This is a genomic window from Pseudoalteromonas sp. SR44-5 (assembly GCF_014163675.1).
GTDB lineage: Bacteria > Pseudomonadota > Gammaproteobacteria > Enterobacterales > Alteromonadaceae > Pseudoalteromonas > Pseudoalteromonas rhizosphaerae.
Genome location: NZ_JACJDT010000054.1, coordinates 1 through 22,954, shown reverse-complemented (window position 1 = coordinate 22,954; position 22,954 = coordinate 1). Strand labels below are relative to the sequence as shown.

Here is a 22,954-nt window from a genome sequence, read left to right as displayed (position 1 = left end):
TCAACTAGTTATTACTAATTGCACTGCCTTTCACGGCGATATTACTGGCCGATAAAGTAATACTTGTCGCATCAATGGTTAAGTTACCACCGGCATCAATTTCAATACTCGCACCGCCTTGACTCAATTGCAGTGATCCTTGACCATCCGCTTTAATGGTAATATTTGCGCCACTACTAATTTCTATATCGCCATTGGGGGCTTGCAGTTCTAAATTGCCGTCAACCGAATATGCGCTAACATCTTGTTCACCTTGTAATTTAAGCTCTTGATCCGCTTTAAGCTCTAAGCTGCCATCGGTTGCTTCAATACGTGTGTTTGAGGTGGCTTTGAGGGTTAAATCTGCCGCCGATGTTACTGTGATATCCCCTTCGCGGGTTTGCATTTGCAAGTTATTCTCTACCCGCGTAGTAAAGTCATTGGCAACCGTAAAGGTGGCGTCGTTTTCAGCAACAAATTGCAGATTTTCTTTCGCTGATATTTTTACATCGCCATCTACAGACTTAAGCGTTGCTTGATGTGCGCCATTGGTGGCATCGAGTAATAGTTGGTTTTTATTATTTTTATTAGCAAGGCTAATTTTTTCTTCGCCTTTTTTATCATCCATTATTAAACTGTGGCCAGCTTTAGTAACGAGCTTATTCTCGGTCGGATTTTGGCTGGTAACTGGGTTAGGTGCATTTTGGTTGTATAACGCACCTAAAATAATGGGTCTGTCTAAATCGCCATTTTCGCCACAAACTAATACCTCAGTACCTTGTGTAAGCGGAAAGTGCATGCCATGACCACTGCCACCATAAGGTTGCATTAAGCGTGTTGGGCGGCTTTGTTGGCCTTCACCATCTTGATTAAATGGCAGTTTTACTACGTAATTACCATCATCATCAATTTCTTGCTCTACTAGTGCGTTAAAAGTTGCAAATACACGTCTTTCTGGAAGTAACTGTGCTTTAAACTGTTGATCCGATGGGACCAAGTACGCCTGATTTTTATAAGTTAAGCCTTTTACGTTAGCGCCATATTCCACACCTGCTTGCTGGCTACCCTTATGATCAACACGCACAACCAAATATTGGCCATTATGATCTGGATGATCATAAATAGTTAAAATCATTCCTGGTCTAAGCGCCCTGCAATCACTGTCGATAATCAATTGCTCTCGTTGACAATCAAACGCTTGCTGACGCGTTTTAGCAAGCGTATTGCCCTCGCCAGAAGTTGCATAGTTATTACCATAATGACTGTCTTCACCAAATCCTGGTTGCGAAGCGCTATTTTGCGCCGATACCTGTAAATTACCTGGTGCGCGGTAGTTATAATCGTTTAACGCAATACTTTGCGGCTGAAGTTGGGCTTGGCGACTAATTGCGAAGATTGTTTCGCTAGTACGTACTTGCCCAGATGGTGGCACATAACTTAAGTTTACTTCATCAAACAGAGCCGCAATATCTTTGCTGCTATTGCATACTTTAAAAGTGCAATCCGCGTCAGTTTGCTCAACAAAACTATAAACAAAGCCATGTTTACGCATTAAACGCGTAACAAATTCATAATCAGTTTCGTTATATTGCACTGTCATATCGAGGCTAGGGCCGCTGGCTTGCATGCTAAATTTTTGCATTGGGAAGCCCGCTTTATTAAACACACTTTTAATAATGGCAGCGGGATCCATCGCTGTAAAAACACGATTGGAATGTTGATGCTTAAGTAAAGTTAAATAAGAACTCAACACTAACGTGTAATGATAACCTTGGTGACTTTTACCATGGGCTACAAAACGACTTAGTAAACCTGAGATAGTCCGATCTGTCATAGACCACACCAAACTCAAACTGGCATCTTTACCTAGCAACGTTTGCGCAGTTAAATGTTCCTGACTCAATACTTGAATATTAAATTCATAGTCTTCACATAAGCTATCATTAATTGATGTGAAGTCAGTTACCTGCACCATGCCATCAGGTAAGCCTTGTATACTTACGCTAAAATGACTGGTATTCGCTTTATGTTCACTAAAGATGTCCATGAGTCCCATTTTCAATCCTTTTTTATCTATTAAATTAGGCGTTATCGGCAAATATTGCGGTGATTTCGTCTTGCTCATCAACCGTTAACGTTAAAATATCTGGCATATCTTCTTGCGCCATATATTCCAAAATAGATTTAGCAATTCCCGGTAAAATTTGTCTTTCAATGACTGCATTTACCATCCGAGCACCGCTGTCTGAAAGCTGGCATTGCTGAGTTAACTTACTCAATACACTTGCATCAACACGCAGTTGCATTTTATGATTTGTAGCAAGACGCTTAGCAATCGCTTCTAGTTTTAAACTAACAATTGCTTGCAGTGCATCTTGATCAAGCGCTAAATAAGGCACTACTTGCATGCGTGCAAGTAAAGCTGGTGCGAAGAATTGTAGTAACTGTGGCTTAATTAATTCACTTAACGCACCAATTGACGGCACTTGCCATGGGCTACCATCTTCATTAATCGGTGCATCCGTTGGATTGAGTGCGTCATTAATGGCTTGCTGCTGCTCAGTCGGTTGTTCTACATCATCGTCTTGCTCTGGACTCAAATCGATCACTGTTGGTGGTGTGCATGCATCAATTAGCTCTGCTGAACCTAAGTTAGACGTCATGATGATCACGGTGTTTTTGAAGTCAATTTCACGGCCTTCACCATCACGCATATTGCCGCGTTCAAATACTTGATAAAACATGTTAAGCACATCTTTATGCGCTTTTTCTACTTCATCAAGCAAAATTACTGAGTATGGGCGCTGTCTTACCGCTTCAGTTAATACACCGCCTTCACCGTAACCTACATAACCAGGAGGTGAACCTTTAAGCTGCGATACTGTATGCGACTCTTGATATTCACTCATATTGATAGTGGTTAAGAACTTCTCGCCACCAAACAATTGCTTAGCTAAACAGCGGGCTGTTTCAGTTTTACCAACACCGGAGGGTCCGGCAAGTAAAAAGACCCCTAACGGTCCTTGTTCATTACTGATCCCCGCTTTGCTGACACGTAATGCTTGCGCAATTTTTGCCATACCCGCTTGCTGCCCGATCACTTCTTGACCAATTGCCGTTTCTAAATTAATGAGGTTACTGATCTGATCTTTAACCATGGCACCAACAGGTACACCGGTCCACTGAGAAATTATTTGTGCCACTGCATCAGCATCTACTTCGCTAAATAAGCCATTATCTTGACTGTTTTGCTCTTTTAAAGTTTGGCGCAAGCTAAGTAGTGCAGCACTGTCTTGTTCGCTTGCATTGGTTGCTTGTTTAAACTCGTTGATCTGGCTTAAAGTGGCAATTTGTGACTCACGAGCACTGGTTAATGCAGCAAGTTTATCTTGTGCAGTATTTAACTCTTGCTGTAAGTACAATAACTTATCCATATCGACAGCTAAACCTTGCTCGCTTTCACTGGCAATACTGGCAATCCGAGTTTGTAAATAATTTATATGCTCTCGCTCAGATTCAATTGCCGCAGGATCAGTTGCAAACGACATTCTGACGCGAGCTGCTGCTGTATCAAGTACGTCAATTGCTTTATCTGGCAATTGGCGGCCTGTTATATAACGAGCTGACAATACAACAGCCGCTTCAATGGCATCATCGGTAATTTGGATATTATGATGTTGCTGATATTTATCTTTTAAACCCGCTAGCATAAGTTGCGCAGCTTGCTCCGTTGGCTCATCGACTTTGATCAGTTGAAAACGACGCTCTAATGCGGCATCACGCTCAAAGTACTTTTTATACTCACTCCAGGTGGTTGCTGCCACTGTGCGTAATTCACCTCTGGCAAGAGCGGGTTTTAATAAATTAGCCGCATCGCTCATACCGGCATCGCCACCCGCACCAATTAAGGTGTGTGCTTCATCAATAAACATAATGATCGGCGTGGTTGAGTTTTTAACTTCGTCAATTACTGTTTTTAAACGGCGCTCAAACTCGCCTTTAACACCTGCGCCAGCTTGTAATAAGCCCATGTCTAAGACTAATAAACGCACACCTTTTAATTCATCAGGTACTTGACCATCAATAATACGCTGTGCAAAACCTTCTACTACGGCGGTTTTACCGACTCCCGGATCACCCACTAAAATCGGGTTGTTTTTACGACGACGACATAACACATCCACCATCATGCGTATCTCGTCGTTTCGCCCGAGTACAGGATCAATTTTTCCTTGCTTAGCTTTTTCGGTTAAATCTTCACAATATTCATCAAGCGCGCCGCCACCTTCACTTTGGCCATTATTTTGCGTTTGCTGAGCTGTTTTTGCCTGTGGGTTTAAACGCTCGCTTGAGTTTTGACAAATTTTATCGAGGTTTTCGGCTAAAAAGCGTGAGTCAATTTTATCTAGCAACGCTGGTAATTGAAGCACAGGGCTATAAGGTAATAGCTCCGTGAGTGCATCAAGCAATGCAGCACCGTTGATCCAATCACTTTTATGCTGCACATTAGCGCTCAACCATGCGCGTTCTAACCATTCATATAAACGACGAGAAAACACCGGCTTACTTTGGTTACCCGCAGGTTGGCGATTTAAAAAGTCAAGCAACTCATGCCATACCGCATCTTGATTAATATTAAAAAAGTGAAATATTTGTTCTAAATCGCCACTACTGCCCTCTTCCATCAACTTAATTAGTAAGTGTTCAGGCAGCACTTCAAAATGACTACGACTGCTAGCAAACCCTGCAGCAGACTCAAGCGCGGTCGCGGTATGGCCATTTAGCTTGTCGATAAGTTGTTTAATGCCTTTTGCATCCATTGTTTTGTCCTTAAATCTGGTTTCTTACTAATGTTGATATTGAAGATGGGTATAGCTGTGTACGGTTGTGTTTGCCGCAGCACTACCTAAATAACTGTTGTGTCCAAGTATTAACGGTGACACACCGATTGCCTGTTGCTCTACAGCTTCGTTAGCCACTTTGATTTGGCATAACCACTGCACATTATTTGGTAAGTGAGTGCTTAATAACGCCGCCATTTTTTTACCTTGCTCATGCAAAGGGTTCAAACTAATGGCAGTTTCACTGTCTACAGGGCCGATGGCAATTGTTAAAATACTGCCACTTACTAATACTTTGCTACCTAATACCGCAGAACCACCAAGTACCATTTGGGCATCATCACCAAATGTACTTGGGGCATCAATTGTTTGCCAATTAGCGCGGGTATCGTCAACGTGCAGCTCTTTCACTGCAAGTGTATGTTTAAGTAGTTGAGTTAAGCCTGCTGCACTGGTTTGTTTTAAGCTAGCAATGCCGCATTGTACTTTTTGATCTGTTTTTGTAGATAAAATGGCTTCTATTAAATGATCAAATTGATCTGCACCACGTCCTGCAACATTGATTTGTGACTTTTTCCACGCCTGAAAAAGTTGGCAATATAAAATATGATTAAACATATCTAAAAATTGCCGAACCCTGTCACCACTTTCGTCATCACTTGCTGCTTGCTCTAACAGGTAATGTGGCATCGGCGCATCAACACCATACAAACCCAAGAATGACGTTGATAAACTGAGTCGCCCGCGTCCTTGGTTATCTAAGCTACACGCACGTACATCGGTTGCTGGAAAGCCAAGCTCTTTATAGGGCTTAAACATCACCCGCTCACTAATGCCTTTGTCAAGTTCGTGAGGCGTTGCCCAATGCTTTTCAATTAAGCTCATCGCTTTAAATAAATTAAACTGCCAAGGCTTAGCAATTAATTGCTCAATCGGTTTGGGCAATTTAGCCCAAACGGGATGCTTTATGGCTGGTTCATGCACACTCATAATTGATAACTCTTGCCCGGCTCAATATCCCAACACCAGGTTTTATAGCTAGGAATAGCATTAACGCGAGTCTGCACACTTTCATTAATTGGTGCGTACATTAAAAAGAATTGGTGCAACATATTACAAAAATGATAAAGATCGGCATCGCACACAAACTTACTTTCATCGATATCAATTAATACATCTACGCCTTTAATAAAAATTCCACGCTTTATTTGGCTGATCGGAGTAGCCGTTATTTTTTGAATGCTCTCAATACGCAAGCGATTCTCAGCTTTTTGCGACCAATCAAATAGCACTAATAAACGTTTAAGCTCGGTTACTTGAGTTATTTGGGAAAACTTAACATTAAGTAAGCTGATCAGCTGCCAATGTTTTGGTTGATCTGGGCACGGTAAATAATTAGTAGGCCTAATAACATTCTCAACCTCGGCAATACTTGGCATATCGCGCCCGCCAATATTTAAATCACCTTCTTGCAGTAGTTGCCGAGGCCAGCCTGCATTAAAAGCAGTTAAATCAACAGATAGTGTTTCTTTTTCATCATTTAGATTGAAAGGCAACTGTAAGTAATGAGTTGGCGCAGCTGCACCTACATCTTTAGTTAATACGGTAAATAGCTTTTTCTCATCTTCAAATACACTTTGATAACGAGGTGTATAATCATAGGTTTTACCACTGAGCGAGTTGCGCCCCATTACCGAATCGACGGTGTAACTGAAAATATGATCGGTACGATTTTGATCTGCTGTGATCATATAGTCGGTACGATTGGGTTCGATTCTGATTGGCTCTGCCGCTTGGGAAAATAAATTAATTGCAGGCACGCAGTTTATAAGTAGGTTTTCACGGGATAATTGGTGTCCGGGTGGTAATTTACTTGAGCCACGAAAAACTATTTCAAAGCGGTCTATATGATCTGCAAACTCAACGTCTTGCAAACCTGTAAAAGTTAAAAAGTAAAAACGATCTTTGGCATTAAAGTAATCTAATAATAATGCATAGCCTGGATGGCTTTGCTCAGCACTCGGTAAAAGAGCCCCATCAATATTTAAATAACTGGCACTGCAACCTTTTACTTTAAGCTTTTTATTATGCTCAAAATGCGCAGGGCCAAAATCAAGTTCAGCATGTTTCTCTGCCGTTTGCAGCAGCTTAAATAAAGAGCTACATAACGGGGTATCGCCGCGTAAATAAAACTGCAAGTTTGATAAGTCATAATTTTTACGCTCACCTTGGCATACAAAACGTAAACCAATGCGCAGCTCTGCACCTAAATGTGATTCTTGGTAGCGCACATGCTCAACATCGAATGGTGCTACTGTTAGATTATGCGTGGTGGTAAAAGTAATATTTTTATGATCAACAACAGCGGTATCTGCTTTTAATGTGAGACCCTTTTCAATCATGTGAGTCTTTTGCATTGCCAGCTTAGGGCTAAATTTCACTACCGTACTCGAAGGGTAATAACTAAGCAGAATAGGACATAATTGACGCAGCACTTGCTCTGACACTTCTGGTACTGATTCATCCAAGCGTTTTTGTGTGTGCGCAGTTAAATACGCCATACCTTCGAGTAAACGCTCGATATGCGGGTCGCGATCTTTTAAGGCATCAATATTTAACATGCCCGCATGCTCAGGATAATGTTGTGCAAACTGTTTACCGGCCTGCGTTAATAAACGCATTTGAGCATCAAAATATTGCTGCATTAAAATATCCTTTTCATTGAAATATTAATCACCATTTTTAGCGTGCTGCATTACATCAGCCTTACCGCCTGATTCAAACCGCGTGTTTAACTTAATACATTGGCCACTGGTTAGAAATGCTTGAATATCCAGTCGGATCACGCAATTTTCTTCACGTATTTCCATTGGAATAACATTGGCATAACGCACTCTTGGCTCATATTTCTCAATCAATTTTTTAACCTCAAACGCCAAAGTATGTTGCGAATAAGGCAAACCTTCGTAAATATCTTCAACATCGGGCAAACCATAATCAGCCAAATGCTTTAACACCCCACGGCGAGCATTAAGCAGCTCATTAAGATGGTTACAGACACTATTTTGCTCATCAGTCTGAAAACCTTGATGTCCATTACGAATGACAGGTTGAGTTAAAAAATCGAATAACGCCATGAACTTACCTCTGATAAAAGGATATGCTTGCGCATATCCTTTAAAAATTCCGACTTATCGACCTTCAGTCCAAGAGTCAGAGAACTCGATGTTGCCATCAAGGTATGTCCAAGTAATGCGCTTATAACGTAAACATACTGTTTCAAGGTGCGGATAACGCTCCTTGTCTAAGTCTTTTACGTTGTGCATTGTTGGTGAGATTGACGTAATTTTTACATCTTCCAACTTGTGGCAGAAATACTCACGCTCAGTCCCTGTGTCATCGATACGGTACCATTTAAGCTCAAGTTGCTTAAGTGTTTGACCGTTCGAGCACGCTTTATACAGATACGGTGTAGCTGCATCTACCGCTTTAGTAATTACAAACGGTTCATGCTTACGTGTACCTGTAAGTTCACCCGTGTCGTTATCTGTAGGAATGCGAAGTTCATGATCAAAGTGTAGGATCTCAATTGAACCTTCACGCTCTGCAACAGTTACAGAACCTTTGATGTCATTACCTTGGTCATCCTTTAACCACATATACGCTGGAATTGCCATTTCATTATTCTCCTTTTAGAATGAAGTGTTTCCTGTTAGTTGGCATTGGCATAAACAACCATGTTTATGCCCCCCAAAAAGCCCTCTGCTTCATGCCACTGGGGAACATGTCCCAAGTTGGATGCAACCAACTTGGGGCAATTTTTTACAAAGACGGATTATCTAACTCTAGTATTAGCGACATCGCGTCAAATGGAGTTTGCAAAACAGCTAACTTTTCGAAATGTTGCTGTACACTTTTAGGTAATTGCTTAAACTTATACTCTGCGTCTAATTCAGATACCCAAGTACTTGAAACAAAACTATCAATATCGTTCTTCACCTTGCTCGGCGTAACTGCTTTGTAAAAATAAGCTGCTTTTAAATAGCTTTCGTACTGAATTTTCATACAAGCACTCAGCGCAGAATAATGCATATAATCAATAGCAGTCTTTGTCATTTCTAAGCTAATACCATCGATTTGTAATTCAGTGCTGCTTATTTTCTTCGCATTTGAAAAACATTTATCCATCTGCTTTTCAAATGCGATTGTTGCTACCTGTAGCTTTTGCTTTGCAAAAAACACTTTATTATCACTGGCTATTGCGTTGGCTATACAAGCCAAAAGCAAACTGAGTAAACAGACCATTTTAATCATTTTTACAACCATTTATCATCGCCTTCCAAAATTCTCGCTCTTTATATGAACTACTATTTCTATACGCACTATATGAAATTTTTTGTAATTCATATCTTTTAATTTTTGACACCGAGGATAACGATTCAGCCATCAGGGCAAAATCTGTATTAGATATATTAAATTGTGCAACCAAGGCCCCATTACCTACAAAAATTGCAGCTAGACTACCGAAGCTCAGCGCTTTTGTAAGTTGATCAGTATGTTTAGTGAGCTCTCTAGCTTTATCTAAATACTCTAGATTTTTTTTAGAAAACTCCAATCCACTAATATTTGGACACTTCATTTGTAAACTCCTTTTAATGCCCCAAGTTGGATGCAACCAACTTGGGGCAATTTTTTCCATCTACATTTTTACACCAACCAGCTACTCACCAAATTGACGTATTTACACTTTAAAAGCCTGCGTTAAATGCGTTTCATCGGCGGCTTGGCAGTTCATTTTTCGCCAGGCATCTGCCCTACTAATGCCAAACGCACATCAATACCTTCCACTTGGAAATGCGGCACTATGTAAGTACTAACGCGGTAATAACCAGGGTTACCCGGAATTTCAGCAACAGTCACTTTGGCATCTTTTAATGGGTGCGTTGCAATTAACGACTCATCTGGGTTGTTCATTTTCGTAACTAACGCACCTAACCAATCATTAAGCTGCTGCTCTAATTCGTGGCGTGGTTTGCTAGAACCTATGTTTTCACGTTGTAACACTTTTAAGTAATGCGCAATGCGCGATACTAAGAAGATATACGGTAAACGCGAGTTAATACGTGCGTTTGAGGTTGCTTCTGGCGTTTCAAGCACTTGTGGCTTTTGCGCACTATTAGCTGAGAAGAAACACGCAAAGTCTGAATTTTTATAATAACTAAGTGGAATAAACCCTTGGTTAGCAAATTCAAGCTCTTTAGTCTCTGAGATCAATACTTCTGTTGGGATCTTAGTTTCTGAGCCTTTACCTGCTTCGAATGAATGAAGTGGTAAATTCTCAACTTTACCGCCCGACTGTGGGCCACGAATGTTAACTGCCCAACCATTATCATGGAAACTGCGAATAATATTGGCGGCAAAAGCAAACGTTGCGTTACCCCATAAATAGCGCTCATGGTGTTCACTGTTTACATCTTCTTGGTAGTTAAAGTTACGCAGTGGATTAGTTTCACCATACGGTAAGCGCAATAAGAAACGTGGGAACGCTAGGCCGATGTAGCGTGAATCTTCTGATTCACGGAAGTTTTTCCAACGTAAAAATTCAGCACGCTCCATGTACGAACCAATATCTTGAATTTTAGATACTTCATCAAGTGAGTCTTTCAAGAAAAACTTAGGTCCTACGCTGCCCATAAATGGGCAGTGCGCCGCAGCTGATACGCGTGAAATTTCTTGTAGTAATGAAACATCTGGCGCTGAACAATCAAACTCAAAGTTCGATACCATAGTCGATACCGGTTCGCCACCTGGGGTGTCGTAATCTGAGGTATAAACATGCTTGTACAATGCTGATTGCGTGGTATCAGGCGCTTCTTCAAAGTCATCACGCAGGGTTTCTTTATCAACGTCGAGCATTTCGATTTTGATGTTGGCATTGTTTGGCGTGCGATTAATTAAATAACGTAATGAACGCCAAGCTGATTCCATTTTTTGGAAGTTTGGATTATGTAAAATCTGGTCTAACTGCTGTGAGATAATCGTATCAACTTTCGCAATATAGTCATCTAACAACAACTTATCGATACGCGTAACTTCTTGGCCGCTGCTGCCAGCCATATCTAAAAATACATTGATTGCCGCTGTTAAACGCTCATTCGCACGGGTTTCAGCAAGGTTGCTGGCATCACGAAAAGTGTCTAATTTGATCTCATCTGCAACTGGGGCAATATCGACCAAGTTACAAAGGCTTTCGTAGGTTGATACCGGAGCTTGCTCAATTGAATGAGCTGCAACGTTTAATTGTTCTTGCATTGACATGGTAACGTCCTTATTCAGTAACTGGGTGTTTTTCGTCTTCAGAAGCAAGCGGGGCAATTTCATCCAGCTTAGCTTTTAACTCATCAAGTTCTGGCTGGTTTTGTAATACCCGCTCTAGTTCTTTACGTAATGATGAGTTATCCAAAAGATTCGATTTCAAGTCACGCAGTAAGTTACGCATTGCCATCATTTTATTTAACTCAGGTACCTGTGAAGCAACTGATTCTGGATCAAACGATTTAAACGAATCAAACTGTAAATTCACGTTGATCTCGCCATCGCCTTTGATCTTATTAGCAACTTGAAAGTTTGCCTTTGGTGCCATATCTTTTAACACTTGCTCAATATTATTTTTATTGATTGTTACGCGTTCACGCTCAGCAAGGTCTTGGGTATTTAAACCATTAGAGTAATCACCAATTACCAGCATTTTTAGTGGCAATTCGCTTTTTTGCGATGCGCCATCCGTATCAAGCTCTAAAGAGATATTGATCCGAGCTCTTGGGATCTCTTTTTGAAATGTATCTGTCATGTTTCTTCCTTTGCAGTTTGTATCAATTCCAATTAACCTCGACCCATTAGTCAGGCTCTTGTAACTAAATCCAAGCTATTGCTTGAGCCGGATTGGTTACCATCATTCGCTGACTAATTTGCTTAGCAGCTAAACTCATTTCATCACTTTCTGCCAACGACAGATTGGCGTAACATTGTTTGGCAAAACGCCATACTTCCATGCAAAAATGTTGTTGCCACTTCGCTAATTGAAAAGTTTCAATTTGCTCAAGTAATTCGGTTAAAATTGCCAAAGCGTGTTCATAATGCTCCGCTTTAAGTAACAACTTGGCTTTTAATAATTGGCTTTGTGATTGGTCAAACCCGGTAGGGGTACTTAATTGCTCAACCTTGCTAAGCGCAGCACTGAGTTGTCCTTGCACTACTTCATCAGCCAATAAGCTATAATGTTCATCAAAAATATTGCCTTGCGAATTATTGCTTGCTGGTGTTTGTGCATTGCTAATTTCAAGTAACGTTTCTTTATTGGCTGGGCTGCATAACCCTGTGCCATCGTCGTACTGTAAATGAGTTAAAAGCGGAAACTGACTAGTTAAATTAATCAATTGCTGCTCAAGCCAGTAACTTAGCTTGCCTTTATTTAATTGTTTTAACGCACTTAATACCAACATTTGTAAGTTGAGATTAAATTGCATCGCACCTTCCATAAATAAGCCTTCAGCAAGCATGAGTGCCTGCTCTGGTTGTTCACTGGCAAGTGCATTTTCAATCGGTGCAAAAGCCGCAGCTCTTGGTGCTGGTAAGCGTGTTTTACCATTTTCATTAGCCGGTATTTTCAACCCAGACCAACGTGCAGCACGTGATAATTTAATCACCCGCTCGATGTTATTTTGTTCTTTATCAAAATTCAGTAATTCACGAATAGCTGATAAATAAGCCGTGTCACTGCTGAGATCACCAACCGTAATACTTGCAACTTGACTTACAGAGCTGTGCACTGATGATGTTGAATGTATTGCCGGTGTACCGTCGCTTGGTGCTTGTTCAGTATCGTCTTTACTAACAACTGACGGCTCGACTGCCTTTGCAACTGGGTTGCGTTTCATTTGCTCGTCAGTCCACTCGTTTAAAGTAGATAAAGGACCTGATTCACTATCTAATAATGGTACTGAGTGTTGGTTGTAATCGGTTAATACCGCATCTAGTTCGGCCCATTGTTCTGCGGTTGCCGAATGACTTTGCGAAATCCCTTTTAGACGTTCTTGTTGCTGTAAAAACCAGGTATTTACAGCACTGCGCATGCGCTCTTTAAGTGGGTGTACGTCGTTGCTAAAATCAGCCAATATCTTATTAAACAATTTGATTGAACTAATTAACCCCTGCACCCCAAATTCACTGGTTGCAGCTAAGCATAAGTAACTAACAATACGTAAATCTTTACTCTTATTCTGTAATAAGTCAGTTGCTTGAATAAACATCACTTTAAAATCAACCTCACCAACACCCGATGAAGATGCTTTGAGACTTTTAAATGTTTCTTCGTATTTTAAATCTTCGCCACACGGCAAACCTTGCAATGGTGCAGCAAGTTCATCCAGCCATAGTTGCCAGCTATTGTGAGTATGTGGTTGCTTTAAACTCATGCTTTACACCATCGTCTTAGTGCATCGTATACACTTACGTTATCCATATCGGCAAAATTAATACTGTAGTCACTTGGCACTTTGCTCAATGGTAAATTCGTCAAATCAATAATTTGTGTTGATTTGTCTTCATTTAACCAAATCGAGCTAAAATAGGATGCCGATACAGGACGACAAAACACCGTTAAACTAGGCGCATGATCTTCACACCCTAGTTGATAAAAGAACCACGGTTGCCAGTTGTGATCAGCAACCACAGATGCTATTAAATGCAGCCAAAACCCAGCGACCAAGGCGCTCTCATGACTAAACTGTGGCATTGGTAAACGAATACCAAATTGACTGCGTAGACAGCCTCTATTTGCGATCGACTTCAATACTGCAGATAGTTCTTCAATTAATACAGCACGCTTATGCACATCATTCATCTGGAGATGCTGCCACAGCACACTCATCGGTATCATGCGCAGTTTATCTAGCTCTTGATTTAAATTTGGTTGTTGCTTCAACGCATCAGCAACCTTGTTATAAGCATGAGCTTGTTCCGCCATCGCATCAATTGATGGCGCTTCTTTAATGCGATCATTCACACCAATTAAGTGCTCAATCACATGACTAGCATATAAAAACAAAAATGCTGGATGGCGTTTATAAGTTTCTAATCCGCTATGTATAAAAGAGCTAAAAGGGTAAAAACGGCCACTACTATCTTTACTTGGTTGTAAAATACCAAGCAAACTACTGTCTTCACTGTTCCCAGATACAAAAAACAACGATTTAACACCATTAAGTACAGCAACATTATTCGCCTTTCGACCACGATTAAGGTGAGCAAATCCTTCTTGTAACCAATGATCAAATGCCACTGATTCACGCGATGAAATATTTAACTTCACAAAATCGGGTCGTACTGGTGTTTTCCCCATATAACCGTAAGAAAACTGTTTTACTAGTAACGGCGATTTCTTTTTAGAAAATAAATTAAACATAACCGCCCCTACTGTACCGAATTATTATTCGACTGCGCATATTGCGGCGATTTCGAAAACAACGAGTTCGGTAAAGCAAACGAAGTCAGCATATATTTTGAGAAAATACCGCTATTACGCCCTGATTTTAAGGAAAACTGTACTGTTAATTGCTGTTCTGACTTATCGGTTAGTTCCCATGTAGCTAAGAACTCAGTGCCTTTTATCCATTTTACATTAGCATTATTAAGCACTTTAAGTAGCGCCCACGGACCATCTTGCTCAATCGAAATTCGATTGCCTTTATTATCTAAACCATAAAGAATCGCTTTTTCTGCAGCACCACGACCAGGCCAAGAAAAGTTACGCCACTCCTCCGGCTCATTACGATAGCGATAACCTTGCTCTGAAAAGCCTAAATAAGTTTCACGAATGCCTCTTTGTGGTACTGGCATCATCTGAAAATTAAAGCCCGCAGAATCTGTGCCACTAGTAAATAGTGAACGTGTTACTTTATTTGCTTTTGTTAAACCATCGAGTAATTCTTTACTAAAGCCAATACCAACACCATTCCACTGTTTTTCTTCCCATACGCCACGACGTACTTTCATAAAAGGTTTCAGTTGAGTGTTAGTAAAGTTCCATAATATGCCCGACTCAGTGTTTAAAAACTCCGACACATCAGCAATCGCGGCATCAGGTCCATTTAGGTTAAATGGGTACTTTCCTGCGATGCTGTTGCTGTACATTGTATAAACTTGGTTTTCCCACTCTTCATTTAACTGGCTTCGTGCTTTGGCCATAATTGTGGCTATACCCGCTTGTAAAGGCGCTTTGAAAAGAGTATCCAACGTTTCTTTTGTTTGTGGGTCTAAAGCACGTGTTTGGCTTTCAATGATGATCCATGAAGACTGCAAAGCATTGGTTTGATTATTACCTGAGAGTAAATCTTGGACAAAAATCATAGCTTGGCCATCATCTTCATTACTCGCCGCCATCGCTTTTATGTCTGAGTGGATGCTGCTTAATGAACTAATGTACTGGCCCATGTAATCAGAACTGCGCTTATTATCATCGTTTTGTGTAAAACGGCGTAAATCAGCAAAGCGAGATTCCAGCTCTGGCGCTCTAACCGTACTCATTTGTGAAAAATCAGGGCTGTTAATAGCTTGTTTAGCTAGCTTTCCTTTTGCTGCTTTTTTCTGCGCAACGTCGGCAGCACCGGCAACTAAGGTCGCAATTTTGTCATTATTCGCGGTAACGGCTGAAGGTTCGTCAGCAATCATTATGTTATTGTTCACCAGCATCATTAAATCTATCAATGGGCCATCGTTTGATGAAAGGCGAGCAAAATCAATACTTGCATCGTTTAAGTCTCTAAACGCTAGGACTTGAATACTATTTAAGAATTCGAACCAAGTATTACCGTAATCCTTAAAGTAATAAGCACGCATTGCTTTGGCTAAGGACTCAGCTTGTGCTTCATCTACAGCATTTTGCCCTTCGTCATTACTGGTGCCCATAACCCAATCGCCTGAGAACACTAACCGTGAAATACGTTTAATTTCAGGATAGACATATTCTTGCCAACCAGCATTGGTATATACATAAGGAATTGCATAGCTACTTTTTAATACATCACGGTTATTAGCCGACATAAACTGATTAAGCTGTAATGCTTTTTTGCGCTCAGCAAAGCTTGTTATCACTTGCTTATACAGAGGCTCAGCCTCAGGTTGAGTATTTAAACTTTCGCGCGCAGTATAAATTGCGGTTTCATTTGCTTGCCAAAAATTAATCTTCCCAGGATGCTCTAGATCAGTACCTAAATTAGCTAAGTACACATCTAACAACGCAGTTAATTGACTATAAATGGGTGTATCTTGTTGCGCTGTTAAATCAATATTAAAGTGATTACTAATAAAACTAAGTAGCTGCTGTTTAGCAAATTCATCATTTTTATGTTCGGGGTGTGTGCTTAGCATTAAATGTAATTTAAGTGCTTCGTAATAAGGTTGTCGAATACCTACGCGTGACTCCGGCTCATCAGAGTTCCAACGACTTTCATACTGTTTTAATTGTGCTAACACCTGTTTTTCAGCAGGAAGTGTGATCAATTGGTTTAACTGGTTAAATAATACATTCGCGACACTTTGAGTTGTTTCGTCACCTTCGTAAATACCAAAAATAAAATACCAAGGTAAGCTTTTTTCATAACTTACAAGCTCCTGATAATGCTCAAATAATGCAAGTGTTGCAGCTAGCTTTTGATCCGCCTTCGCCTTATTTACATTAACTTCAACCACCGCTTTCACGCGTGCTTCGCCTTGGTTAAGCAATAACTGATTACTGGTGTATGAGGTAATCAATAACGCTGTAATCGCCGCTATTGAGGCAAGCCCCGTGGTTACAGTTAAACCTTTTAACCAACGCCCAACTAGGCGCTTTTTACGATTACCCCGAGTTAAATCTTGTAGTTTAAAAACAACATCATTAAAAACGCGATTAATAAAATAGCTTTGGGTGATTGTTTCTTGTTTTTGTTCAACCACAACCGCGCCAAATTGATCGCGTACACCGTTGGTGATTCGCTCAATTGGTGTGCCCTCTTGTGTACCTGAGGTAAAATACACGCCTGCAAACCAAGGAACTTCTTGGTACGGATTCGCTTTAAATAGCAAGTTTACAAATTCGGTTAGTTTTGTTGAGGCCGATTTAAACTGATTAGGAAAATCAAGGATCAACTGTTTACGATGCTCATTTCGTTCACGGGCCACTTTACTTAAACGTTGCTGGCACAAACGTTCGTATAATTCATCCATTCTGAGCTCGAACATTTCAGCCGGATCGGTTTTTTGATCTTCACTAATATCAAGTAAATATGCGCCCCACACTTGCTCGCGCTCTTTTTCAGATAAGTCATTAAAAAAAGGTTCAAAGCCACTAATTAAATCGGTTTTTGTGAAAGTGATATAAACAGGGAAAATAACACCTAGTTGCGTGATCAACTCTTCAATACGTTCACGGACTAACTTTACATGCTGGCGAATTTCTTCACTGTCAGAGGTTAAAACATCAGCTACACTAATTGCGACCATTACGCCATTGATAGGTAATTTTGGGCGGTACTTTTTCAGTAAATTTAAAAATGATAACCACTCTTTGTTTTCTGATTGCTCAGTTGTGTAACGTCCTGCGGTGTCAATTAAGATCGCTTGATCTGAAAACCACCAATCACAGTTACGTGTGCCACCAAAACCTTGAATATGCAGTTCGCTAGAGTTTGAATACGGAAAATGTAATCCAGAGTTAGCAAATAAAGTACTTTTACCGGTCGCTGATGGACCAATGATCATATACCAAGGTAGTGCATAAAGAGCGGTATTACCACGATAGCCAGCGCCTAAGTGCGATGCTTTTAATGAGCCTAACGCTTCTTGCATTTTTTCTTTTATTTCATCAAGCTCAGCACTTGAGCCCGCATTGTGATTTGCAAGTTCAGAAGCTAACTTATCGCCAGAACGCTTAGTCCATAACCAACGAGTAAAAATAAATAAAATGAATACCGCCGTAACTGCTCCCATAGCAATCAGCTTTTTATCAGTCGTGTCTAAGCCCACCATGCGCCCAGCAAACCAAACAATGCTCAGCACTGCAATTAGACCGATCAACTGTCCTGTGGCACGAGATGACACTAAGCCCAGTAAAAAATGCACTAGGCCACTTTTATTTACTCTTCCTTGCATGGTATTGCCTTATCGTGTCTCGTTGGTTTTATTCAATTGAGTGAGTACTTCCACCTGATTACTTATGGTTTGCGTACTCTGTGTAGCCTGCTTGTTGATCACAAAATGAAAGCCTGCAAATAGGGAAGCGATTGAGCCTAAACAAATCGACAGAATAACCCAATAAGGGACATTACGACCGACTTTCATAGCAAACCCTTCAGCAGGTACGCCATTATCAGAAAGCAGTGCATTAGGCGTGCCTTTGACATCTTCAATTTGTGCACGAATGTCAACTATCAAAGCTTTAAGCTGTTCTATTCCTTTAACTTTATAGATACCTTCAAAACCCAATTGCAAACAAATATAGTACACTTCTAACGCCGCAAATTTATTTTCACCGCCAGTACGCAAAGTCGCTAAACGCTCAAAAAACTCTTCACCTGCACGGTTATTGCCAAAAAACTCTAACTGCAGCGGTCGTGACATCCAGTCCATACGAAAATGCGCTCCGGAGCTCATTACAAACTCATCACACATTGCAGTAAGAGCAAATTTTACTTCTTGCATCACACTAGTCGTCACTTGTTGGGCATAACAATTACGCTCAAACTCATCAAAACTATTTAATAACTGATCACGAAAATCGTTCAGCTCAAGATCGGTTGATTGCTTGAGCTTTAATGGCGATAACGCATTTATAACCGGTGATATACAGGCGATTAAATCTTGTTGTTGTGATTGTTGTTGCATCATTTCACCTAACTTAATTGCGTGCGACAGTAACTATTTCGATTTGCGCAGCTTGCAAACCAAATGGAATAAATAAACTTAACGACTGCTCTTCGATTATTTGCTGCCAAATGTAACCATGTGATTCAAGACGGAAATATTCATATCCACTCTTTATTGCTAATTTATTTGGCGGCCGTTGGCAGTGAGTTAGCTGAACACCTGCAAGGGCTGATGAAATCATAATATCGAGTTTTTCAGTTGCGCCAACTTTAACTTGGTCGCTAAATGTTTCAATCCACTTAGTATCCTCAGCTTCAAAATAAACCGCGAGATAGAAGTCGTTATGCTCAAAAATTGCTGAGTCAATAGTCGCAACCTGATGAATAGCATTGGAAATTTTTTCAAGTTTAAGGCCAGCCATTTTCTTAGGCACAACACCTTCAAGTAGCTTAGTTAGCAACTCATCTAACTTACCAAATACATGGCTGAGTTGTTTATGCTGATAAGGAGGGACTTGGTTTACTAAATCACTGTGTTCAAACATCGATACAGAGCTGATCAAATCAACCAATTCACAGTACAAACGCTCTGGATGAACTAATGACAAACTTTTTAAATGATCCAACCGCTTTGCTGAAGGTGCCATCGCATTAAGTAATAAAAAGCTATTCATCTCGTTTGGACCAAAGTCAGTCACTGAACCAAAGTTTTTCCTGCGACTAAGCAACACATTGACTTTCGCATTCACTAAATTTGCGGTGCGATTTAATAGCTCAGTTAAATATACCGAAGCACTGATATTTAACAGTGGTGGTACAAAGTGTTTATTAACAACAAAAGAGCCGTCTTCTGCGCGGACTATTTTCAAACACGCTAAAGTATCAAAATAAGTTTTTACATCACTATCTGTTAATAATATAAATTTAGGGTGCGCTATCAGCACTTCACGATTACGTGCAGCATCATGATCATCATTTAATTCAATATAGTCTGCATGATAGGCACTGAGCTGACCGGTTGTTGCATAACCCTCAATATTACTGACGATTTTATTGGCAGCAATCGCGATGTAAATAATCACTTCATCTAGGTTAGGATCTAATTCCAGCTTTAATTCGTCATGTTGTTGGCGATCAAAATCAAGTAATCGACCATTTTCAAGTAACAATTTGAAGCTAGTAATTTTTAATAGCCCACGCGATAACGCTGACTCATCAATTGCAAGATGCTGGATACCAAACACCAATGGAGAAATAAGTCGCTGTCTTACAATTTGATTTTGCTCATGATACTCATCAAATAACTGAAAATGGTGTTGTGCTAATAATACACCTTCAGCCCAGACGGGTTTTACGGGGGCTTTAGTACTCATTACTGTGCCTCATCCACGTCAGGCAACTGCACTTCATTATTTGTGATCAGCACATCTAATGCAGTCGATAATTTAACCGGACCATCACCTAATTGATAATACGTTTTCCATTTATCTCCTTGGCGGTCTCTGAATAACGCAACAATTGCCACAAAACGAGCATTTTCAGCTTGTTCAAAAGCGATCGTTGTTTTTTCGGCAGGATTAATAGTGCGTTCTTCTAACGTGATCAATGAATTTGCTAATACTGATTTATCTGACTTCCAAAGTTCTTCAAACGTTGCTGTTTTAAAGCTCTGAATATCAGACAATTGATACACTCTGAGAACCACTGGAAGTGCTTCATCAAACTGATTTAAATTTAAATTATCTGTTGCTGTAATGTCTAACTCTACATTAGTGCTCATGCACGCAGTGAGTGACATTAACAGCACAGCTAAGATTACTTTATTTATTGCAAAACGCATTTAATACCTCATTAGATATTTTAAAATTGATTATTCAGTTTTTACAAAGGATCTCTTCATAAACAGGGCAAATAACCCTATTAAAACGCACTGACGCACAATCGGACCAGCGATTGCCATTTAAAATTCTAGAAAAAAAGCCTGAACTTTTATTTTCTTGATTTTCAACAGCTAGAGACTTGATGACAACATGATCGATTGAAGATATTAATTTAGAATTTAAAACTATTAACTCTTGAATATAACTAGATATATTTTCATTAATTAAAATAATGTTTCCATCGTTCTTTGGAGGATTATTCAAAAAGAAGAAAAACTGATCTAGAACGGATTCAGAAAAAACACGATGCGCAGGAATACCTGTTTGATCTAGTAAAGAGGAGATGTTGCAGGTTAGAGACCAAGCCAAGGAGTAAAGGCTATCAACCTGATTTATAAAATCTTTTTTTCTCATTTCATCATCCTTGATTTAACTTAGTCAGCTTAAAGGTGCACTAACGCGGTAATTCTTCAGTCCTTAGAATTAGCGCATGATACAAACATAGTTGTTAAAATGTCAACTGAATCCAGTGCAAAAACACAACTATTTATCAAATAAAGTTGTTCCAAACAAAAACAACAACACCATATAATTTTAAAAATGAACATATTATGAACCTATTTACATATACTCTAAATATCGTTAATTACAAATATTTTATTGATTATCGTTAGAGTAATGTGTATTTTTACACGCATTATCGACCAAGGTAGCCAAAGGACAAGGAAATGTCTCAATCACGATTATTGTTAGATATTAATGACAAAACAATGAACGTAACTCAGGTAAAAGGAATTGAACGCTTAAATAAAAGCTTTGAGTTTGACCTGATTTTCGACACCCTCACTGATGAACCTTTAAACGATTTACTATTACAGTCGGCCTTAATTACATTTGTAAATAAAGACAATTACTATCGCCACCAAGCTGGCCTCATAACACAAAGCACCGATCTTGGGTTATTCAACAACAAGCGTCGCTATCATATCGTCATAAAAGATCGATTGAGTACGCTAAAAAACACCTCAGATAGCAAAGTATTTATCGGCGTTAATTTAAAAGATGTTTTACACTACCTAGCATCACAAGCCGGATACTCTCAAGGTCAAGTAGATTTCAGAGTTACCCAACCGTTTGCTGATATGTCTCAGTGTGTACAAGCAATGGAAAGTAATTGGCAGTTTTTTCATCGTTTACTGGCTTCCTATGGTTTATTTTATTGGTTTGAAAGCAAGGACTCGGCTGAAATACTGGTGATAAGCGACAGTAATTTAAATAGTCCCTACCTTGAGCGCGGCGTTTTAGAAGTTACCAGTAGCGCTGGAATGAATAACCAACACAGAGAGCAATTTGTTGGCTTTATGCATGCTCAACTTACTGAGTCTATTTATAACAATACTGCAAACAGTGCAGCCTATGGGCAATTTAATACCGTTGCCAGCAATAGCCAATCATTCTTTGAACCCTGCGCGTTATCGCAATCCGCCGCAACTAATCAAGCACAAAATTTTAGTAGTGCACTCGCAAGTTTAAATAAAGTTATTAGCTTAACCGGTAACGTATGTGATTTATTTGCGGGATGTTCGATTTCATTAAGTGATAACACCGGCATTGGTAGCAGTGGTGACTTACTCTGTATCGCAGTCGAGCACTTCAGCGAGCAACCAAGTGACGAAAGTAGCCATGAAGGGCTCTCTAAATACAGTTGTAAAGCGCAATTCATTGAACGAGGAACGCCATTTAAGCCACTCCCTATTCCCCATCAAGCAAAACCGATGGTATTTCCTGCGAAAGTAGAATCACTGACCGGCAATGCATTTATTGATGACAACGGGCAATATCGAGCCCGCGTTGATTTTGACAAAAATGCCAGACCACTAACGCAGTCAAGCCCTGCCTTGCAAAAGTTAGCGCTGTATGCATGCCAAAACCAACCTCAGGCCACTGGATGGCACTTTCCACTCGTCGGTGGTTCAGAGGTACTAATAGGCTGTATTAACAACGACCCTAATCACGCCTACATTATGGGCTTTGCACTAAATAGCGATCAACCAAGCGTTGTAACCGCCGCCAATCCAACGCATAACCGATTATTAACCGCAGCCCACAACGAACTACTATTTGATGATGACGACAATGAGCCAAAAGTCATTTTACAAACTCTCGCCAGTGAACATTACTTTGAGTTAAATGCTAAACAATCAGGCCGCCAATTTATCGAATGGATCAGCCAACTTGGGACGATAAACTTACACGCCGGGCGCGATTTATGCCTAGAAACCGAGCAAAACAATGTACAGTTTGTGATAAAGAACAATCAATTTATTGATGTTAAAAATGAACTCAAACAACA

18 protein-coding genes are annotated in these 22,954 nt (G+C 40.1%); 1 reads left to right on the top strand and 17 read right to left on the bottom strand.

The window, feature by feature from the left end:
- Window positions 1-4 precede the first annotated feature (4 nt).
- The 17 genes from H5154_RS20115 to H5154_RS20035 all read right to left on the bottom strand — a co-directional run bounded on the left by H5154_RS20115 (window position 5) and on the right by H5154_RS20035 (window position 21,015).
- A complete protein-coding gene (locus H5154_RS20115) occupies window positions 5-2,026 on the bottom strand; it encodes a type VI secretion system Vgr family protein (RefSeq protein WP_182719407.1) in 2,022 nt (673 codons plus the stop codon).
- 34 nt (window positions 2,027-2,060) lie between these two features.
- Entirely contained in the window at window positions 2,061-4,799 is a 2,739-nt protein-coding gene (gene tssH / locus H5154_RS20110) for a type VI secretion system ATPase TssH (RefSeq protein ID WP_182719401.1), read from the bottom strand.
- A gap of 27 nt (window positions 4,800-4,826) precedes the next feature.
- Window positions 4,827-5,810 (bottom strand): type VI secretion system baseplate subunit TssG, encoded by a 984-nt coding sequence (gene tssG / locus H5154_RS20105; RefSeq protein ID WP_220491355.1) that lies wholly within the window; start codon window positions 5,808-5,810, stop codon window positions 4,827-4,829.
- Window positions 5,807-7,525 (bottom strand): type VI secretion system baseplate subunit TssF, encoded by a 1,719-nt coding sequence (tssF, locus tag H5154_RS20100; RefSeq protein WP_145242483.1) that lies wholly within the window; start codon window positions 7,523-7,525, stop codon window positions 5,807-5,809. Before tssF ends, tssG begins: the two co-directional genes overlap by 4 nt.
- A gap of 24 nt (window positions 7,526-7,549) precedes the next feature.
- Window positions 7,550-7,957: a type VI secretion system baseplate subunit TssE gene (gene tssE, locus H5154_RS20095; protein ID WP_145242485.1), complete on the bottom strand. Its 408-nt coding sequence runs from the start codon at window positions 7,955-7,957 to the stop codon at window positions 7,550-7,552.
- A gap of 54 nt (window positions 7,958-8,011) precedes the next feature.
- Window positions 8,012-8,497: an Hcp family type VI secretion system effector gene (locus tag H5154_RS20090; RefSeq protein ID WP_007584479.1), complete on the bottom strand. Its 486-nt coding sequence runs from the start codon at window positions 8,495-8,497 to the stop codon at window positions 8,012-8,014.
- Window positions 8,498-8,642: 145 nt separating this feature from the next.
- Window positions 8,643-9,146, bottom strand: coding sequence for a hypothetical protein (locus H5154_RS20085; RefSeq protein ID WP_182719400.1), 504 nt, complete (start codon window positions 9,144-9,146; stop codon window positions 8,643-8,645).
- Window positions 9,127-9,519, bottom strand: coding sequence for a hypothetical protein (locus H5154_RS20080; RefSeq protein ID WP_182719399.1), 393 nt, complete (start codon window positions 9,517-9,519; stop codon window positions 9,127-9,129). Before H5154_RS20080 ends, H5154_RS20085 begins: the two co-directional genes overlap by 20 nt.
- A 92-nt stretch (window positions 9,520-9,611) precedes the next feature.
- Window positions 9,612-11,138, bottom strand: coding sequence for a type VI secretion system contractile sheath large subunit (tssC, locus tag H5154_RS20075; protein ID WP_145242487.1), 1,527 nt, complete (start codon window positions 11,136-11,138; stop codon window positions 9,612-9,614).
- A 10-nt stretch (window positions 11,139-11,148) separates the two neighbouring features.
- A complete protein-coding gene (tssB, locus tag H5154_RS20070; protein ID WP_145242489.1) occupies window positions 11,149-11,670 on the bottom strand; it encodes a type VI secretion system contractile sheath small subunit in 522 nt (173 codons plus the stop codon).
- 64 nt (window positions 11,671-11,734) lie between these two features.
- Complete coding sequence (locus H5154_RS20065) at window positions 11,735-13,294, bottom strand: TssA family type VI secretion system protein (protein ID WP_182719398.1); 1,560 nt, start codon at window positions 13,292-13,294, stop codon at window positions 11,735-11,737.
- The gene (gene tagF / locus H5154_RS20060; RefSeq protein WP_145242493.1) at window positions 13,291-14,283 is read right to left on the bottom strand and encodes a type VI secretion system-associated protein TagF; all 993 of its coding nucleotides are present in this window, start codon (window positions 14,281-14,283) and stop codon (window positions 13,291-13,293) included. The genes H5154_RS20065 and tagF overlap by 4 nt, the downstream gene beginning before the upstream one ends.
- 8 nt (window positions 14,284-14,291) lie before the next feature.
- Window positions 14,292-18,008 carry a type VI secretion system membrane subunit TssM gene (tssM, locus tag H5154_RS20055; protein ID WP_182719397.1) on the bottom strand — a complete coding sequence of 1,239 codons (3,717 nt, stop codon included), beginning with the start codon at window positions 18,006-18,008 and terminating at the stop codon, window positions 14,292-14,294.
- Between the two features lie 9 nt (window positions 18,009-18,017).
- On the bottom strand, window positions 18,018-18,740 hold the full coding sequence (gene icmH, locus H5154_RS20050; RefSeq protein WP_182719396.1) for a type IVB secretion system protein IcmH/DotU: 723 nt from the start codon (window positions 18,738-18,740) through the stop codon (window positions 18,018-18,020).
- 13 nt (window positions 18,741-18,753) lie between these two features.
- Complete coding sequence (gene tssK, locus H5154_RS20045; protein ID WP_145242497.1) at window positions 18,754-20,094, bottom strand: type VI secretion system baseplate subunit TssK; 1,341 nt, start codon at window positions 20,092-20,094, stop codon at window positions 18,754-18,756.
- Window positions 20,094-20,561 carry a type VI secretion system lipoprotein TssJ gene (gene tssJ, locus H5154_RS20040; RefSeq protein ID WP_145242499.1) on the bottom strand — a complete coding sequence of 156 codons (468 nt, stop codon included), beginning with the start codon at window positions 20,559-20,561 and terminating at the stop codon, window positions 20,094-20,096. The genes tssK and tssJ overlap by 1 nt, the downstream gene beginning before the upstream one ends.
- 34 nt (window positions 20,562-20,595) lie before the next feature.
- Window positions 20,596-21,015 carry a hypothetical protein gene (locus H5154_RS20035; protein WP_182719395.1) on the bottom strand — a complete coding sequence of 140 codons (420 nt, stop codon included), beginning with the start codon at window positions 21,013-21,015 and terminating at the stop codon, window positions 20,596-20,598.
- Between the two features lie 314 nt (window positions 21,016-21,329).
- On the opposite strand from H5154_RS20035, the gene H5154_RS20030 reads away from it, so the two are divergent.
- Window positions 21,330-22,954: type VI secretion system Vgr family protein (locus H5154_RS20030; RefSeq protein ID WP_182719394.1), on the top strand; the 1,625-nt coding region annotated here is incomplete at its 3' end.

Excerpts from the sequence above, each read along its gene's own strand:
- H5154_RS20115 (WP_182719407.1), bottom strand. The coding sequence starts at position 2,026 with ATGGACATCTTTAGTGAACATAAAGCGAATACCAGTCATTTTAGCGTA.
- tssH (WP_182719401.1), bottom strand. The coding sequence starts at position 4,799 with ATGGATGCAAAAGGCATTAAACAACTTATCGACAAGCTAAATGGCCAT.
- tssG (WP_220491355.1), bottom strand. The coding sequence starts at position 5,810 with ATGAGTGTGCATGAACCAGCCATAAAGCATCCCGTTTGGGCTAAATTG.
- tssF (WP_145242483.1), bottom strand. The coding sequence starts at position 7,525 with ATGCAGCAATATTTTGATGCTCAAATGCGTTTATTAACGCAGGCCGGT.
- tssE (WP_145242485.1), bottom strand. The coding sequence starts at position 7,957 with ATGGCGTTATTCGATTTTTTAACTCAACCTGTCATTCGTAATGGACAT.
- H5154_RS20090 (WP_007584479.1), bottom strand. The coding sequence starts at position 8,497 with ATGGCAATTCCAGCGTATATGTGGTTAAAGGATGACCAAGGTAATGAC.
- H5154_RS20085 (WP_182719400.1), bottom strand. The coding sequence starts at position 9,146 with ATGGTTGTAAAAATGATTAAAATGGTCTGTTTACTCAGTTTGCTTTTG.
- H5154_RS20080 (WP_182719399.1), bottom strand. The coding sequence starts at position 9,519 with ATGGAAAAAATTGCCCCAAGTTGGTTGCATCCAACTTGGGGCATTAAA.
- tssC (WP_145242487.1), bottom strand. The coding sequence starts at position 11,138 with ATGTCAATGCAAGAACAATTAAACGTTGCAGCTCATTCAATTGAGCAA.
- tssB (WP_145242489.1), bottom strand. The coding sequence starts at position 11,670 with ATGACAGATACATTTCAAAAAGAGATCCCAAGAGCTCGGATCAATATC.
- H5154_RS20065 (WP_182719398.1), bottom strand. The coding sequence starts at position 13,294 with ATGAGTTTAAAGCAACCACATACTCACAATAGCTGGCAACTATGGCTG.
- tagF (WP_145242493.1), bottom strand. The coding sequence starts at position 14,283 with ATGTTTAATTTATTTTCTAAAAAGAAATCGCCGTTACTAGTAAAACAG.
- tssM (WP_182719397.1), bottom strand. The coding sequence starts at position 18,008 with ATGCAAGGAAGAGTAAATAAAAGTGGCCTAGTGCATTTTTTACTGGGC.
- icmH (WP_182719396.1), bottom strand. The coding sequence starts at position 18,740 with ATGCAACAACAATCACAACAACAAGATTTAATCGCCTGTATATCACCG.
- tssK (WP_145242497.1), bottom strand. The coding sequence starts at position 20,094 with ATGAGTACTAAAGCCCCCGTAAAACCCGTCTGGGCTGAAGGTGTATTA.
- tssJ (WP_145242499.1), bottom strand. The coding sequence starts at position 20,561 with ATGCGTTTTGCAATAAATAAAGTAATCTTAGCTGTGCTGTTAATGTCA.
- H5154_RS20035 (WP_182719395.1), bottom strand. The coding sequence starts at position 21,015 with ATGAGAAAAAAAGATTTTATAAATCAGGTTGATAGCCTTTACTCCTTG.